This is a genomic window from Pigmentiphaga sp. NML030171 (assembly GCF_002188635.1).
GTDB lineage: Bacteria > Pseudomonadota > Gammaproteobacteria > Burkholderiales > Burkholderiaceae_B > Pigmentiphaga > Pigmentiphaga daeguensis.
In genome coordinates this window covers 286,710-303,318 of record NZ_NINX01000029.1, presented here as the reverse complement: position 1 = coordinate 303,318, position 16,609 = coordinate 286,710, and the positions used below count along the sequence as shown (strand labels likewise).

The following is a 16,609-nucleotide window of genomic DNA, read 5'->3' as shown; positions in this document are numbered from 1 at the left end:
GCGGGCCTTGAGCAGACCGGTGCGTGAATCTTAGCACCGGGCGGGACGGGGCCGGCATGGCGCGGCTGGGCATGAAACTTGTTGACGCGCCCCCCTCTGTCCAGCCCCGAGGAGGCTCCCATGCCAGCTCCACCGCGTTACGGACTCCTGATCGCCACCGGCGCCGTGCTCGTCCTGCTCGGGATTGCGCTGATGGTGGGAGGAGCGTGGCTGATCTATCTGGACGGATCCTGGTACTACCTCGTGGCGGGGATCGTGATGGCGGTCTGCGGGGTCCGCCTGGCCGCGGGCCATGTGTCGGCGATCTGGCTCTACGCCGCGCTGGTGCTGGGCACGCTGGCCTGGGCGCTGTGGGAGTCGGGGCTGGACTGGTGGCCGTTGGCCGCGCGCGGCGACGTGCTGTTCGTGCTGGGCCTGTTCCTGTTGACGCCCTGGATACGTCGCAGGCTGGAGCCCCCGAGCCTGGAGACCGGGGCGCTGCTGTCGCCGTCGGGACCGCTGTTGCGTGCCCGTGCTGGGCTGGCGGTGGCGCTGGGGGCGTTTCTGGCGGTCGGCGTCGTCTCCTGGTTCGTCGACCTGCATCAATTGCGCGGCAGCTTCACGGAAGAAGCGCCCGCCGCCGCGCCGGGGCCGGTGGCGGGCGAGGAATGGACCGCCTATGGCGGAACCGGCCGCGGGCAGCGCTATTCCGCGCTGGGGCAGATCACGCCCGCCAACGTCGGGCGCCTGGAGCAGGCCTGGGTATTCCGCACCGGCGACGTCCGGGGCAGGGAAGGCGATCCCGAGGAGACGACCTTCCAGGCCACGCCGCTCAAGATCGGCAATCGGCTCTTCCTTTGCACGCCTCACCAGTCGGTTATCGCGCTGGACGCGACCACCGGTCGCGAACTGTGGCGATACGACCCGCACGTGCAGGACAGGCTGGCGCTGCAACACCTGACCTGCCGCGGCCTGTCCTACTATCCCGGCGATGCCGCGCAGCCGGATTCCGCTCCGGCCGCCGCCGCGCCCTCGCCCCCGGCGCCGGCGAACGGACCGGCTCCCACCGCCGGCCAACCGGTGGCCGCGAACGATGGCAGGACCTCCGCCCGCTGTCCGGCCAAATTGTTCATGCCGACGGCGGACGGCCGCGTCATTGCGCTCGATCCCGACAGCGGCGGCGTCTGCACCGACTTCGGCGGCGGCACCGGGCAGATCGACCTGTGGCGCAACATGCCCAACGTCCGCCCGGGCTCCTATTACTCCACCTCGCCCGTGGTGGTCGCCCGAGGACTCATCATCGTGGGCGGCACGGTGCTGGACAACGTCTCGGTGAACGAGGCCTCGGGCGTGATCCGCGCATTCGACATACGCACGGGCCGGCTCGTGTGGAACTGGGATTCGGGCAACCCCGAGGACACCGAGCCCATTGCCGAAGGGCGTACCTATACGGCCAATTCTCCCAACAGCTGGTCCATCTCCAGCGTCGACGAGGAGCTGGGCATGGTCTACGTGCCGCTGGGCAACCAGCCGCCCGACCAATGGGGCGGCAACCGCAGCGAGGGCGCGGAGAAATTCTCGTCGTCGGTGGTGGCGCTGGACCTGGAGACGGGGCGCGTGCGCTGGTCGTTCCAGACCGTGCACCACGACTTGTGGGACTACGACGTGCCGGCGCAGCCCACGCTCATCGACCTGACGATGGGGGGCGCGACCGTCCCGGCCCTGGTCCAGCCGACCAAGCAGGGCGAACTCTACGTGCTGGACCGCCGCACGGGGCGTCCGCTGCTGCCCGTTACCGAGAAGCTGGCGCCCCAGGGCGCCGCGCGGGGAGACCGGGCCGCGCCCACGCAACCGGTATCGGCGCTGTCCTACGACCCGCCGCCCTTGACCGGCGCCAGCATGTGGGGGGCGACGATGTTCGACCAGCTCGCCTGCCGCATCAGGTTCCATCAACTGCGCTACGAGGGCCGGTACACGCCGCCGTCCACGCAGGGCTCGCTGATCTATCCGGGCAACTTCGGCGTCTTCAACTGGGGCGGGATCGCCGTCGATCCGCGGCGCCAGATCGCCTTCACGACACCCACCTATCTTGCGTTCGTCTCGCAACTGGTCCCGCGCAAGAACGACAAGAGCCTGTACGTGCAGGGCTCGGAGCGGCCCAATGACAGCCTGCCTGCCCTGAACGAGAACTTCGGCGCGCCGTTCGCCGTCAAGCTGAGCGCCTTCACGTCGCCGCTGGGCCTGCCGTGCCAGGCGCCGCCCTGGGGTTACGTGGCCGGAGCCGACCTGCGTACCGGTGAAATCGTCTGGCGACACAAGAACGGCACCGTGCGCGACAGCTCGCCCTTGCCGTTGCCTTTCCGGATGGGCGTGCCCAACCTGGGCGGTCCCATCATGACGGCAGGAGGCGTGGCCTTCCTGTCGGGAACGCTGGACAACTACGTGCGCGCCTATGACGTGCGCGACGGCAGGCAACTGTGGGAGGCCCGCCTGCCTGCGGGCGGCCAGGCCACGCCCATGACCTACGCGGGTGCCGACGGCCGCCAGTACCTGCTGGTGGTGGCCGGCGGCCACGGTTCACTGGGCACCAAGGCGGGAGACTACGTGATCGCCTACGCCTTGCCCGGAGACGGGAGGTAGCGGGGCCGGCCTCAGGGCGCGACCTGTACCATCCAGGTCACGCCGAAGCGGTCCGTCACCATGCCGAAGCGCGACGAGAAGAAGGTGGGCGTCATCGGCGCGATCACGGTCCCGCCGTCGCCCAGGGCCGCGAACTTGCGTTCGGCATCGGCGTCGTCGGCCACGCTGAGCGCCAGCGAGACACCCTTGAATTCGGCCGGGCCCTTGCACATGCCGTCCGATCCCATCACGACGGCATCGCCGATCTGCAGCGACATGTGCATGATCTTGTCTTCCGACCCGGGCGGCGGCGCGCAGTTCTCGTTGTCGCCCGAGGCCGGAGGGCCGTCCTTGAAACGCAGCATCATCGTGACCTGGGCGCCGAGCGCCTTGGCGTAGAACTCGGCCGCTTCCTCGGCCCGGCCTTCGAAGAACAGATAGGGCTGGATGTGCATGACGGTCTCCTCGTCTGACTGCTGGATGAAGGGGATGGGTTTGTGGACGCTGTACACATAAGTTATCAGAGATAATGTACAGTGTCCACATGGAGTTCCCATGACCAGCGCCGTCACCCCGCCCGCCTCGCGCAGCACCTACCGCCACGGCGACCTGCGCCGCGCCCTGCTGGAAGCGGGCATCGAGCTCGCCCGCCAGGGCGGCCCGTCGGCGATCGTGCTGCGCGAAGCCACCCGCCGCGCCGGCGTCGTTCCGAACGCCGCCTACCGCCATTTCGCCAGCCGGGGAGACCTGCTGCTGGCGGTGCGGGCCGCGGCGCTGTCCGCGCTGGCGACCGCCATGGAAGCCGAGCTCGACAAGCTGGACGGCGACAGCCCGCCCGCCGACTACGCCCGCGCCAGCCTGCGCGCGGTGGGCACGGGCTACCTGAGCTTCGCCAGCAAGGAGCCCGGCCTGTTCCGCACCGCGTTCGCCCCGGCCGACGGGCCGCTGAACGTACCCCCGGCCGACAAGGCCGGCCGGGGCGGACTGGATCCGTTCCAGCTGCTCAGCGCCGCCTTGGATCGCATGGCGGCGGCGGGCCTGCTCACGCCGGAGCGGCGCCACGCCGCCGAATACCTCGCGTGGTCGTCCGTCCATGGGCTGGCCATGCTGGTGATAGACGGGCCGTTGCGCGGCTTCAGTCCCGCGCAGGTCGAAGTGGTGGGGCAGCGGCTGCTGGAGATGGTGGAGAAGGGGTTGTAGGAGACTCGCTTCAGTAACCGGGCAGGCTCAGGCTGCCCTTGTCCGAAAAGCGCGTCGTGCCGAACATGCCGCCCGACAGCTTGCCGCGGACCACATAGGGAATGTTGTCCAGGCTGGAGCCATCGGCCAGGCCCAGTGCCTGCCGGATGGCGCTGAGCGCGGACACCGATACCGGTACCGTCAGCACGGTCTCGCCGAAGCGGGGCACGCTGCCGCGTTCGTTGCTGACGCCCGTCGCGAAGCGCTTGCCGTTCAACTCCAGTTCCAGCGCGGCGCCGTCGTAGTCCACCGCGGAGTCGTTGGGGTTCTGGACCCGCAGCTTGACCGCCATCCGCATCTCCAGCCCCTGGCCTTCCAGGGGTTCGATGCCGGCGACCTGCACGTTGAGCGGATCGCGGCCGGGCAGGCTGGCGCAGCCGGCCAGCGCCACCGCCAGCAGGCCGGCCAGGGCGGCCCGGCGCGGCGACGAAAATCCGGGGGAAGGAAGATGCATGATCGTGCCCATGAAAGCTGTGCAGCCTTCATCTTAGGAACGTGGCGCGAGGTCCGCAAAACTTGTTACCTCTTGCCGCAAGGCCTGCAAGAGCCGCCTCACAGGCCCTGGAATCGGGCGAGCTTGTCCGGGTTGCGCATCAGGTAAATATTGGACACCGCGCCGTTTTCGCCGTAGGCGAAGGTCAACGCGCCGATGATTACGCCGTTCTCGCGCAGCAGCACGCCCCTGGCGCCGCTGATGTCGGCCACGATCCAGTCCATGCCCCGCCAGAACCGTATCAGGCCGCGTTCGACGAAGCGCATCACCGACATCTTGCCCATCAGTTCCTGCTGCAGCGTGATGGCCTTGCCGCCGCCGTCCGACGAGAAGCGGACATCGTCCGACAGCAGGGCAGCCAGCGGCCCCGTGCCATGGCCATTGATGGCGTCCTGGAAGGCCGACAGCAACTGCTCCTGGCGTTCGGCCGGCGTGGCGTGGCGGACCTTGCTGGACTCGACCGCCTCGCGCGCCCGCGAGACCAGCTTGCGGCAGGCGCTTTCCTGCATGCCCAGCGTGGCCGCGATGTCCGGATAGGGGGTGTCGAAGATCTCGTGCAGCAGGTACGCGGCGCGCTCCTTGGGCGTGAGCCGCTCCAGCACCAGCAGGAAGGCCGTGGTCAGCGACGAGGCCAGTTCCAGCCGCGACTCCGGCGTGTCGTCCTCGCGGGTATGGATGGGCTCGGGCAGCCACGAACCCACGTAGTCCACCCGCGTCCGGTGCGCCGCGCGCAGCATGTCCACGCACAGGTTGGTGCAGATGCTGGTCAGCCACGCCGCGGGATTCGCGATCGCGCCGCGATCCGCGTGCATCCACTTGATGAAGGTCTCCTGCACGGCATCCTCGGCATCCGCCCGCGTGCCCAGCATGCGGTAGGCCAGCCCGAACAGGAACCGCCGCCGTGCTTCGAAGATCTCCGTCCCATCACCCGTCATCATGTCCATGATTCATTCCCGAGCGGACCCATCAGTGCATCGATACCTGGAGCCGGCTCCAGAGGTTGATATCGCCGCGATCGCGCTGGTCGGCGCCGCGATCTCCTTGTGACGAACGAGCCCGCCGGTTTGTGACGTCCCGTGCGACACCGTCCCGAACGCCGGATCGGATGGTTTAATTGTCCTATTGACAGGTCAATAGAATAAATGTGAAATGGCTCGAAAAGCGTCGATAACCGAAACGAGGTAGCGTGTGAGCACCGGGACCCCCGAGCAGGTCATTATTGTAGGCGGCGGCCCCGTGGGCCTGGTCGCGGCGATGCGGCTGGGCCATTACGGCATTCCGGTCGTGGTCGTGGAAGCCGAGGAACAGGTGTCGCGCGCCTTGAAGGCCTCGACCTTCCACCCCCCGACGCTGGAGATGCTGGACGAGTACGGTATCACGCCCGGGTTGATCGAAGCCGGGCTGGTCGCCCCCACCTGGCAGGTGCGCATGCACGAGACGAGCGAATTCGCCGAATTCGACCTGTCGGTGCTCAAGGACGAGACCCCGCATCCCTATCGCCTGCAGACCGAACAATGGAAACTGTCCGAGCTGCTGCTGGCCCACATCCGGGAAAAGCTGCCGGCGGTGCGGGTGCTGATGGGACACCCGTGCGTGGAGGTGTCGCAGGACGCGGACTCGGTGCGCGTCACGGTGGAGCGGCCCGGCGGCGAGCGGCAGGAACTGACGGGGCGCTACCTGATCGCGGCCGACGGCGCCCGCAGCATGGTGCGGGCCGCGCTGGACCTGAGCTTCGAAGGACTGACCTTTCCCGAGACCACGGTGCTGGCCACCACCCGCTTTCCGTTCCACGAGCACATTCCCACGCTGTCCTACATCAACTATTGCTGGGCCTCGACCGGCACCTTCAGCCTGCTGCGGCTTCCCGGCCTCTGGCGGGTCAGCCTGTACCCGTGGGAAGGCGAGTCGATCGACGACGCCCTCCAGCCCGAGTCCATCCAGAAGAAACTGCAACACGTCCTGCCGCGCGAACAGGCCTACGAGGTGATGGAGATCCGGCCCTACCGCATCCACCAGCGGGTCGTGAACACCTATGTCAACGGCCGCATCGTGCTGGCCGGCGACGCCGCCCACATCAACAGCCCCAGCGGCGGCATGGGCATGAACGGCGGCATCCACGACGCCTTCAACCTTACCGACAAGCTGCGCCGCATCTATGCGGGCGAAAGCGATGCGCTGCTGGGGCAATACGAGCGCCAGCGCCGCCCGATCGCGATCAAGCACGTATTGCAGCAGTCCGGCCGTAACCGCGCCCGCATGCAGGAGCGCGGGGAGGCGCAACGCCGCGCGACGCTGGAGGACTTGAAGCGCAAGGCGGACGATCCGCGCCTGGCCCGCGAGTACCTGCTCGAAACCTCGATGATCCTGAGCCTGCGCGAAGCGGCCGCGATCGAATAGCACGGAACGACATGAAGCAACCCGCGCCGGCCGAATTCCCCATCCGCGAGCAAGTAACGAGTTTCATCGACGGCCGCTGCACGCGTTCGGCCGGATACGAGCTGCCGGTGATCTTCCCCGGCGACGCGCGGCGCATCTCGACCCTGGTCGAGGCGCCGGCGGACGAGGTCGATGCGGCGGTGCGGTCCGCCCGGGCCGCTTTCGAGGACGGGCGCTGGCGCAGGCTGCCGGTCGAGGCCCGGCAGGCCGTGATGCGCAGGGTGGCCGACCTGGTCGACCTGCATCGCGACGAACTGGCCTACCTGGAGTGCATGAACTCCGGCATTCCCATGCGCCACCTGCAAAAGGGCCAGATTCCCCGTACCGCCTATAACTTCCGCTTTTTCGCGGAGTTCCTGGGCCAGCATGCCGAGAAGCTGCACGGCCAGACGGACGGGTACCTGACGCTGGTGCTGCGCGAGCCGGTGGGCGTGGCGGCGCTGATCGGCCCGTGGAACGCGCCGCTGGCCCTGACGTCGATGAAGATCGCCGGCGCCATCGCGTTCGGCAACAGCTGCGTCTGCAAGCCGTCCGAGGTCACGCCGCTGGCGGTCGCGCGCTTCATGGAACTGCTGGTGGAAGCAGGCGTGCCGCCGGGCGTCGTCAACCTGGTCAACGGCCGGGGCGGCGTCACGGGCGAAGCCCTGGTGGCGCATCCGCAGGTGGACCTGGTGTCGTTCACGGGCGGCACGCAGACGGCACGGCGGATCTCGGCCAGCGCCGGCGAAGGGCTCAAGCCCCTGTCGCTGGAACTGGGCGGCAAGTCGGCCAACATCGTCTTCGAATCGGCCGACCTGGACCGCGCGTTGGACGGCGCGCTGGTCGGCATTTTCTCGAACAACGGCCAGCAGTGCCTGGCCGGTTCGCGCATCCTGGTACAGCGGGCGGTGCTGGACCGCTTCGTCGACGCCTTCGCGCAGCGCGCCCGCCGGCTGCGCATAGGCAGCCCGCTGGACCCGGCCACCGAGATCGGGCCGCTGGCGTTCCAGGCGCACCGGCAACGAGTGGCCGGCTACGTGGACATCGCCCGCGCCGATGGCGCGCAGCTGCTGTGCGGCGGCGCGACGGTCGAGGAACTGGAACCGGGCTTCTATTTCCAGCCGACGGCGGTATTGGCGCGGGACAACACGGCGCGTGTCTGCCGCGAGGAGATCTTCGGACCCTTCGCGACCATCGTCCCGTTCGATACGCAGGACGAGGCCTACGCCATCGCGAACGACAGCGAGTTCGGCCTGGTGTCGTATGTATGGAGCGACCACCAGCCCACGGTGATGCGCGCGCTGTCGGAGATCCGGGCCGGCATGGTGTGGGTCAACACGCCCATGACGCGTGACCTACGCGCGCCCTTCGGCGGCATCAAGGCATCGGGCTACGGCCGGGAGGGCGGCGAGTCCAGCATGAAGTTCTATACCTTCGAGAAGACGGTCATGCTGCCCACGGTGCCGCCGTCCATCCCACGCCTGGGGACATGAAAAATGTCCGCTGTCAAGTCTTTTGTGAGGTCATGCAGCGGCGCAAAAGGTCTTATGGGGCAATAGGTTAGCCTAGATTCGGGCTGCGGCGCGCGCTTGCTGCATTTCTGGCTAGGTGCCACATGGGCGCTTTGCGGTGGCAAACGCAGGGGCGCCGCAGCGGGCAAGATCGCATAGCCATCTTATGCCCCGGCCTGTCGCAATCCATCCCCAGAAAGCGAAAGCGCAACCCGAGGGCTGCGCTTTCATCGTGAGTGGGTGGTGGATGCGTCCACATCGTCAACCCGACTTCGGCGGTGCGGCCTTGCCCCTGCTTCCCTTTCTGAATCCCCGATCCCCCGCCATGAACGTCTCCAGCATGTGCGGGATCAACGTCGTTGCATCGACGGCCTCGCCATACGTCTGCGCGTGCAGTGCGGCGTAGGCGTCCAGGTCGGCTTTCAGGCTGGCCGGGCAGGTGAACGTCAGCTTCGTGCTACCGCTGGACGGCAACGGGCCGAGGCGGAGTTTTCGGGCGGTACTCATCGCGCACCTCCAAGCTGATAGAACATGGGTTGGTAAGGACGCAACACGAGGTCGCGCGCCACGATCACCCGAACCGGCAAGCCCGGTCGTGCTGTCAGCGTCGGCTGGATGTTCATGTTGCGCCGAGTGATCTCCTGGCCGACCTGATTGATGCTGTCCTGTGCGCTGTCGCGCCCGGCGATGACGATGCGGTTGCCGTCCTGGCGGTTCTCCGGCGCGGCCAGCTCGGCGCCCACGCCCAGCAGCGTCGTCAACACGGCGCCGGCGAAGACGCGGTTCCAGTGCCAGTCCACGTCGTCTTCCAGGCCGGCGTAGCCGGCCGGGTCGGTGCCCACGAGGTTGTCGAGCGTCAGCGATGACGTGTCGGGCAGGATGACCCGGTTCCATACCACCTGTACGCGGCTCTGCCCGTAGCTGACCTGGCTGTTGTAGCGCCCGAGGATGCGCGATCCCTGCGGGATCAGCAGGAACTTGCCCGTGGCCGTGTCATAGACGGGCTCCGTGACGGTGGCGATCACATCGCCCGGAAGATCGGACTTGATGCCTGTGACCAGCGCCCCGGCGATCACCGTACCGGCCATCACCTGATACGGCGACGCCGGCAGCGCCAGGTTGCCGGAATTGCGGGTTTCCGTAGAGCCGCCTTTCAGGAACGCCTCCTTCTGGTCTTGCCGGTTCTGCGTGGCGGTCGGGTCGGCGGGCTGGGCCGCCGTCGAGGCCGGCCCGGCGGCGAGCGGGTCGAAGGCTGCGAGCGCGCTTGCAGCACCCGGCGCACCCGGCGCCGCCTGCGCCACCGTTGCGGCCTGGCCTTGGCCCTGGCCGCCGGAGCGGAAGAACACCGACGAAGCCGCAGCGGCTTCCGCCTCTTTGCGCAAAGCGTCATTCGGATCGTGGCCGGGGGCCGCGTAAGCGGCTACGGCCGGCTGCTGCGAAGCGACGATGGCGGGGCCAAGATCGCCCGGCAGCGGCGGCCCCAACTCGGGCACCTTCCGCAGCTTCGAGTAGTCGGAAGGCAGGCCATCCAGCCCCTCGGACTTCGATACGCGATCCACGTTGTAAAGCTCGGTCTGTTCGCCAGTGCCGCGCCGATGCGGCTGCAATGACCAGATCGTGGCCCCGAGCACGGCGACCGACAGGCCGCCGACGAGGACGGCCAGCGTGCGCCGGTTCAGGCGCGTGACCGGACGCGGCTGGGCGCGTAGCGCCACCGCCTCGGGCGCGACCTTGCCCGCCTGCGGCGTGGTGAGGTCGGGGGTGTCGTCCTGGCTCATGGTCAGTTCCCCCGCGTGCCGTCGGTGCGCTCGATCCGCACCACGTCGCCCTTGTCCCCGCCCAAGCGCAACTCGGCAGCGCCGAACAAGCGATCAACGATGAAATACGGCGAGCGGAAGCGGTAGTTCACCAATTGCCCGTCGCCCTGCGCACCGATCACGAACAGCGGCGGCAACTCGCCCTGGGCGATGCCGGCGGGAAACTGGATATATACCTTCTCGCCGTCATCGAAGGCGCGCAGCGGCTTCCACGGCGGATTGCTGCCACTGATGGCATAGCGGAAACGGATCTTCTCCAGCGACAGCCCGGTCTCGACCGGCGCGGCGGCGCTGGCCGCCTGCGCCTGCCGCTGCAAGGCGAGCATCTTGTCCTTGGGGTACTCCCAGGATATCGACGCCATCCATGTCTTCTCTGTCGAGGTCAGTTCCAGCAGATAGGTGCGTCGGCTGGTGGTTACAACGAGATTCGTCTTGAGGCCCGAGCGGATGGGCTTGACCATCACGTTCACGCGCAGCGCATCCCCGCTGCCGCTCGATGTGTCGCCCACGATCCAGCGCACCGTGTCGCCAGCGGCCACCGTCACCAGTTCCTCACCGGGCTGGAGCGCGATCACGGTCACGCGGCCCACGGCCGCATAGACCTGATACAGCGCGCCGTCCGTGAAAGGCCACACCTGAATCGCGTTGACGTAGCCCTCGCGCGTGGGCGCGACGCGCGCCTCGGTATTGGCCCGTGAGACGCGCACCTTCTCGTCGACCGGCTCCGGCGCCGGCTTGGCTTCTTCGCCCTCGGGCGCTGGCTTCAACTGTGCCGGCATCGGCAGCACCTCGGGCACAGCGACCGCCTCCACAGGTGCAGGCGGCTCCGGCAGCGGCTGCGCCTGCACCGGCTCATCGAGCGAGATGGTCGGCGGCGGCTTGCCCTGGGTGGCGCAGCCCGCCAGGGCCGCGAGCGCCAGCACGGAAACGTAAGTACGGAAAGACGGGTTCATGGCTTGGCTCCTTCGGAAGAATCCAGTTCGCGGCTCCACGACAGGCCGTTGACGTAGATGCCCAACGGGTTCTTGCGCAGGCGCTGTTCGGTGCGCGGGGTCTGCTGCACGATGGAAATCACCGCGTTCCAGCGTTCGGTGCCAGCAGGAGCGCCGTTGACGAAGCGTTGTTCCGTCCAGCGCACGTTGAAAGAGGCGTCGCTGGCGCGGGTCACGCTGGTGATCTGCACCGTCACCGACTCCTTGCCGATGCGCGCGAACGGATCGTTCACGCGGGCGTACTCGTTGAGCACCACGGCGCCCTTGTCGGTGGTGTAGTCGTAGGCGTCCAGCCAGTTCTGCCGCACCACGATCGGGTCGATGGACAGCGAGCGCACCAGGCCGATGAAGCGGCCCAGGTGGTAGGCGATCTGCGCATCGCTGGGCCGGTACGGCGTAGCGGCCTCGCCCACGGCGCGCACTTGGCCCGCGTTGTCCACCTCGATGACATAGGGTGTCACGATGGATTGCGCCGAGCGCCAGACCAGGCCCCCGGCCATCAGCACGGCCAGCGTGAGACAGCCGAAGGCCATGAAACGCCAGTTCTTCGCCTGCACGCGGGCCGAGCCGATGCGCTCGTCCCACACCTGTGCGGCGGATTGGTACGGAGTAGCAGGCTGCGGCGTGTCGGCATAGCGCACCTGCGGTCGTTTGAATCGCATGGGTGTTCTCCTTGAAGATCAGGAATCGGAATCGCGCAGACTCGGCCCCTGGCTGGAACTGCCGCCGTCGCCCCCGCGCAGCGTGTGGGCGGCGGTGGTTGCGGCATGGGTGAGTTGCTGGCGGCGATGCAGGCGTTTGGCCCAGGCGGGTTGCTCCTGCGGCGCGGTGGAGGGCGTATCACCACCAGACGCTGGGCCGCCCGATGCGGCGGCTGTACCGCCTCCCGCCGAAGTCGTGCCTTCCTGGCGGAAAGCTGCGGCGGCACGTTCCTTCATCGAACGCGCGCCATCGGCCACCTTCTGCCCGGCTGCCTGAGCGCCTGTCTTGGCGACATTGCCGAAGCCCGCAGCGGCACCCTTGAGGCCGCCGCCGGCCGAAGCGGAACCGGCCTGGAACGCCGACCGTGCACTGCTGGCAGCCCCAGCGGCAGCCCGCGCGCCGCTGCCGGCCAGCTTGGCGGCAGCGGGCGCCATGCGCGCTCCAGCAGCTACCGCGCCGCCGACGCCCGTGGCTGCGGCGCCGACGGCAACGGCAGCGCCCGCAGCGCCCAGCGCAGCACCGGCCATCGCACCCGCGCCAAGCTGCGGCCCGCCAGACACCAGCCCGGTTGCAATGCCTGGCCCGAAGATGCCCAAGGCCAGCAGGGTCAGCGAGGCCAGCATCACGACCACGGAGTGGTCGATGGATGGCTCGGCGGGATGTACCTGAAACTCGGCGAACAGCCCCGAGCCGATGCCCACAATGACGGCGAGCACCAGCACCTTGATGCCGGACGACACCACGTTGCCCAGCACCTTTTCGGCGAGGAACGCGGTCTTGTTCCACAGCGCGAACGGCACCAGCACGAAGCCGGCGAGCGTGGTCAGCTTGAACTCGATCAGCGTGATGAAAAGCTGGATCGCCAGCACGAAGAAGCACAGGATGACGATCAACCACGCGAGGAACATCACGACGATGGGCGTGATGTTCACGAACACCTCGGGGAAGCCCGCCATGTTGCCGATCTGCTCAAGGATCGGCGCACCGGCGTCGATGCCGACCTTGGCCAGCCGCCCAGGGTGTAGGAAGTTCTCCATGCTCAAGGTCGAGCCGCTGGCCGTTAGGCCCAGCCCGGCGAAGGAGCGGAACAGGATGCCGGCCAGCGTGTTGAAGTTGCCGATGATGTAGGCGAAGGCACCGACGTACAGCACCTTGCGGATCAGCTTGGCGATCACGTCCTCGCCCTGGCCGACGGCATGGCCCATCGCCCAGAACAGCCCGGCGATCGTCATGTCGATGACGATCAGCGTGGCGGTCAGAAACGCCACCTCGCCATGCAGCAGTCCAAAGCCCGAGTCGATGTAGCGCGAGAAGGTATCGAGGAAGCGGTCGATGATCGTTACGTCGTTCATGGTGAGTCCTCCTGCCCAGGCGCATCGGCATCGGCGGGTTCATCGAAGCTGGGCGGAATCGGCGGCAGGTCGGCTAGCGTCTGATACTCGCTCGGCCCGGTCTGGCCGGAGAGAAAGCGCCGCAGGTCGGCCTGGGCCACCTGCGCGCAAAACGCGCCGTCGTGCGCGCCCGTGCGGCACTGCGCGCGCAGCGTGTGCAACCGGGATGGATCGGCGGCCAGTGAAGCCACCGACAGCGGCTGATCGCAGCCGGACAGCAGGAACGCGAGAGCGAACACGACAGGCGCGTACTTCATGGCCGCACCTCGTCAGTGGTTGTAGAAATCGACGGCTTGCGGCGTGTACGGCGTGCCACTGCCCAGGAAGCGGCGCGTCATCTCACGTCCGCGCTCCGTGGCCGCCGCCTGCCGCGCCAGTTCCAGCGCGGCAGCGCGATCCTGCGTGATCTGGAGCCGCTGCGACTGGATCGACTGCTTGGCCTGCAAGGCCAGCAACTGGTTCATGGCCTGCATCGCCTGCAACGCACCTTCGGCTGACTGGCTCTTGCCCACGAGGTCGGCGAGCACGCTTTCGTCTTCGCCCAGGTTCTGCGAAACCTGGGCCTGCATCCGCATCGTGGTCTGCAAGCCGTTGAGCGTGTTCTTCCATCGCTCCTGCGTGTCGCGGTACATCTGGTCGCCGCTCACCGTGGCGGCGTACTGCTCGGGATACAGGCGCTGAAACTCCCGATCCAGATTCGTCACGTCGTAGGCCAGGCCGCGCGCCTGGTCGATCAGCCGCTGCGTGGTCGCCAGATTGGCGCGCAACTGGCCGACCACGCTGGATGGCAGGCTGGCGAGATTGCGCGCCTGGTTCATCAGCATCTGCGCTTCGTTCTGAAGCTGCTGGATCTGGTTGTTGATCTGCTCCAGCGTGCGGATCGCGGTCAGCGTGTTCTGCACGAGGTTGGTGGGATCGACCACGACCCATTGCGCATGGGCGGTGGCGGTGCAAAGCATGGCCGCGATTGCGGCGGCGACAAGACGCTTTTTCATGACAGGTTCTCCAGGGGTTGATCAGCGAGGGAACCCGGCGCAAGGCCGGGGAACGAGGGCAGCAGGTCGGCCGCCCAATCGAGGCCGCGATGGCGCAGCCAGGCGCCCGCGAAGCCGGGTACGCCGGCGTCCAGCAGCACGCGGTCTATGTCGCGCTGGTCTTGCGGCGTGGAAGCGCCCGCAAACGCCAGCGCGGCCGGCCCCAGGTCGAGGTCGAACAGGCGGTTGCCGAGGCGGGATTGGTAGTAGTAGTCGCGCTTGGGCTGCGCGGTGGCGACGATCTCGATCTGCCGGCTGTTGAGGCCGAAGCCTTCGTAGATCGTGCGAATCTGCGGCTCAGTCGCCTGCGGGTTCGGCAGGAAGATGCGGCTGGCGCAGCTTTCGATAATCGCGGGGGCGATGCTCGAATCCTTGATGTCCGCGAGCGACTGCGTGGCGAAGATCACCGACACGTTTTTCTTGCGTAGCGTCTTGAGCCACTGGCGGATACGCGCGGCAAACACCGGGTCATCGAGGAACAACCACGCTTCATCGAGGATCAGCAGCGTGGGCGATCCGTCGAAGCGTTCATCGAAGCGCGCAAAGAGGTAATGCAGCACGGCCATGACGGCGGCCTTGCTGTGCATCAGCTCCTCCATCTCGAAGCACTGCACGTCGGCCATGCCGAGCCGGTCGTGGTCAGCGTCCAGCAGCTTGCCGTGCGCACCACCGAGCACGTAGGGCGCGAGCGCCTGGCGCAGCGCGTTCGATTGCAGCAGCACCGACAGGCCGGTCATCGTGCGCTGCTCCACCGGCGCACCGGCGAGGCTTCCAAGCGCCGACCAGATAGCCGCCTTCTCGTCGGGGCCGACCGCCACGCCTTCGTGCAGCAAGCGGCCTTCGACCCATTCTGCGGCCCAGGTGCGGTAGCCCTCGCGGTCGATGCGTGCCAAGGGCTGGAAGGCGATTTCGCCATCCGTGCCCAGGTCGTAGTGTTCGCCGCCCAAGCCCAGGATCGTGGCCCGCATCGAGCGGCCCATGTCGAAGGCGAAGATGCGCGAACCGCGATAGCGACGGAACTGCATCGCCAGCGTGGCGAGCAAGACCGACTTGCCCATGCCGGTCGGGCCTGCGACCAGCGTGTGGCCCACGTCGCCGATGTGCGTCACCAGCCGGAACGGCGTCGCGCCATCGGTGCGCGTGACGATCAGCGGCGGGCCGTCGAGGTGGTCGTTCTTTTCCGGCCCCGCCCATACTGCGGACACCGGCATCATGTGTGCTAGGTTCAGCGTCGAGACGATGGGCTGGCGCACGTTGGCGTAAGCGTTGCCCGGAATGGATGACAGCCACGCATCCACGGCGTTGAGCGTTTCCGGGATGGTGACGAAGCCGCGCCCCTGGATGACCCGCTCCACCATGCGCAGCTTCTCGTCGGCTACGGCCGGGTCGGCATCGAGCACCGTCACCGTGGCGGTGAGATAGCCGAAGGCGACCTGATCGCTGCCCAGCTCCTGTAAGGCGGCATCGGCGTCGGTCGCCTTGTTGCTGGCGTCAGTATCGACCAACGGGCTTTCCTGCTGGAAGATCGTTTCGCGCAGCAGCGCGATGACGTTCTTCCTTTTTGCAAACCACTGGCGGCGCAGGCGGGTGAGTTCCTTTTCCGCCTCGGATTTGTCGAGACAGAGAAAGCGCGTACTCCAACGATATGCAAAGCCCAAGCGGTTGAGGTCGTCCAGAATCCCCGGCCAGGTCGAGGTCGGAAAACCGCGCACCGACACCACGCGCAGGTGCTGGTCGCCCAGCATGGGCGCCAGGCCACCGACCAGCGGCGAGTCGGTCAGCAGGGCGTCGATGTGGAACGGCACTTCGGGCACACCGACGCGGTAGCGCCGCGTCGAGATGGTCGTGTGCAGGTAGGTCAGCGTCTGGCTGTCATCCAGCCAGACGATTTCCGGCATCACGCCGTCGAGCAGGTCAAAGACGCGATCCGTTTCCGCGACGAAGGCTTGCAGCCGCTCGCGCCAGTCCACGCCATTCGTCGGTGTGTTCTCGTAGAGCATCTTGGCTGCACGGGCGCGGGATTCTTCCGGCGGCAGGTAAAGCAACGTCAGGTGATAGCCGCTCTCGAAGTGATGGCCCGATTCCTCGAAGGCGGCCCGGCGTTCTTCCTCCACCACCCACGAAAGCGGCTCGGGAAACTCCGAGTGCGGATAGTCGGCCGCAGGCCGGCGCTCGGCTTCCATGAACAGCGCCCAGCCCGATCCCATGCGGCGCAGCGCGTTGTTCAACCGCGCCGACGTGGCGATCAGCTCGCCTTGCGTCGCGCTGTCGAGGTCAGGCCCGCGAAACCGGGCCGTGCGCTGGAAACTGCCGTCCTTGTTCAAGACGACGCCCGGTGCGACCAGCCCGGCCCAGGGCAGCCAGTCGGCAAGCAAGGCCGGGCGCTGGCGGTATTCGGCGAGGTTCAGCATCGCGGC

The 16,609-nt window shown here is 67.6% G+C and carries 15 protein-coding genes; 4 read left to right on the top strand and 11 right to left on the bottom strand.

All coding sequences use genetic code 11. The annotated features are described in order from the left end of the window. The first annotated feature begins 120 nt into the window (after positions 1-120). Positions 121-2,619 (top strand): glucose/quinate/shikimate family membrane-bound PQQ-dependent dehydrogenase, encoded by a 2,499-nt coding sequence (locus CDO46_RS10785; RefSeq protein WP_087838456.1) that lies wholly within the window; start codon positions 121-123, stop codon positions 2,617-2,619. 11 nt (positions 2,620-2,630) lie between these two features. On the opposite strand, the gene CDO46_RS10780 is transcribed toward CDO46_RS10785, so the two are convergent. Then, entirely contained in the window at positions 2,631-3,053 is a 423-nt protein-coding gene (locus CDO46_RS10780; RefSeq protein ID WP_087838455.1) for a VOC family protein, read from the bottom strand. 100 nt (positions 3,054-3,153) lie between these two features. Here CDO46_RS10780 and CDO46_RS10775 point away from each other — a divergent pair, with 100 nt between their 5' ends. After that, complete coding sequence (locus CDO46_RS10775; RefSeq protein WP_087838454.1) at positions 3,154-3,798, top strand: TetR/AcrR family transcriptional regulator; 645 nt, start codon at positions 3,154-3,156, stop codon at positions 3,796-3,798. Between the two features lie 10 nt (positions 3,799-3,808). On the opposite strand, the gene CDO46_RS10770 is transcribed toward CDO46_RS10775, so the two are convergent. Then, positions 3,809-4,291 carry an LEA type 2 family protein gene (locus CDO46_RS10770; protein ID WP_087838502.1) on the bottom strand — a complete coding sequence of 161 codons (483 nt, stop codon included), beginning with the start codon at positions 4,289-4,291 and terminating at the stop codon, positions 3,809-3,811. A gap of 98 nt (positions 4,292-4,389) precedes the next feature. Next, positions 4,390-5,274, bottom strand: a complete 885-nt coding sequence (sigJ, locus tag CDO46_RS10765; protein ID WP_087838453.1) for an RNA polymerase sigma factor SigJ — start codon at positions 5,272-5,274, stop codon at positions 4,390-4,392. A gap of 244 nt (positions 5,275-5,518) precedes the next feature. Between sigJ and CDO46_RS10760 the strand changes: the two genes are divergently transcribed. Then, entirely contained in the window at positions 5,519-6,727 is a 1,209-nt protein-coding gene (locus CDO46_RS10760) for an NAD(P)/FAD-dependent oxidoreductase (protein WP_217896300.1), read from the top strand. An 11-nt stretch (positions 6,728-6,738) separates the two neighbouring features. Further along, a complete protein-coding gene (locus tag CDO46_RS10755) occupies positions 6,739-8,238 on the top strand; it encodes an aldehyde dehydrogenase (RefSeq protein WP_087838452.1) in 1,500 nt (499 codons plus the stop codon). A 279-nt stretch (positions 8,239-8,517) separates the two neighbouring features. Here the strand turns inward: CDO46_RS10755 and CDO46_RS10750 are convergent, their stop codons facing one another. From CDO46_RS10750 to trbE, 8 genes are read right to left on the bottom strand one after another with little or no spacing between them, the layout of a single operon-like run. Then, entirely contained in the window at positions 8,518-8,763 is a 246-nt protein-coding gene (locus CDO46_RS10750; RefSeq protein WP_012202365.1) for a DUF2274 domain-containing protein, read from the bottom strand. Further along, positions 8,760-10,034, bottom strand: a complete 1,275-nt coding sequence (locus CDO46_RS10745; RefSeq protein ID WP_016451557.1) for a TrbI/VirB10 family protein — start codon at positions 10,032-10,034, stop codon at positions 8,760-8,762. Before CDO46_RS10745 ends, CDO46_RS10750 begins: the two co-directional genes overlap by 4 nt. A 2-nt stretch (positions 10,035-10,036) precedes the next feature. Continuing rightward, positions 10,037-11,026 (bottom strand): P-type conjugative transfer protein TrbG, encoded by a 990-nt coding sequence (trbG, locus tag CDO46_RS10740; protein WP_012202367.1) that lies wholly within the window; start codon positions 11,024-11,026, stop codon positions 10,037-10,039. Continuing rightward, positions 11,023-11,727 (bottom strand): conjugal transfer protein TrbF, encoded by a 705-nt coding sequence (gene trbF, locus CDO46_RS10735; protein WP_012202368.1) that lies wholly within the window; start codon positions 11,725-11,727, stop codon positions 11,023-11,025. The genes trbG and trbF overlap by 4 nt, the downstream gene beginning before the upstream one ends. Positions 11,728-11,745: 18 nt before the next feature. Further along, positions 11,746-13,119, bottom strand: coding sequence for a P-type conjugative transfer protein TrbL (gene trbL / locus CDO46_RS10730; RefSeq protein WP_012202369.1), 1,374 nt, complete (start codon positions 13,117-13,119; stop codon positions 11,746-11,748). After that, positions 13,116-13,415, bottom strand: a complete 300-nt coding sequence (locus CDO46_RS10725; protein WP_012202370.1) for a hypothetical protein — start codon at positions 13,413-13,415, stop codon at positions 13,116-13,118. Before CDO46_RS10725 ends, trbL begins: the two co-directional genes overlap by 4 nt. A 12-nt stretch (positions 13,416-13,427) precedes the next feature. Next, complete coding sequence (gene trbJ, locus CDO46_RS10720) at positions 13,428-14,153, bottom strand: P-type conjugative transfer protein TrbJ (RefSeq protein ID WP_012202371.1); 726 nt, start codon at positions 14,151-14,153, stop codon at positions 13,428-13,430. Next, positions 14,150-16,603: a conjugal transfer protein TrbE gene (gene trbE / locus CDO46_RS10715; protein ID WP_016451558.1), complete on the bottom strand. Its 2,454-nt coding sequence runs from the start codon at positions 16,601-16,603 to the stop codon at positions 14,150-14,152. Before trbE ends, trbJ begins: the two co-directional genes overlap by 4 nt. Positions 16,604-16,609 lie beyond the last annotated feature (6 nt).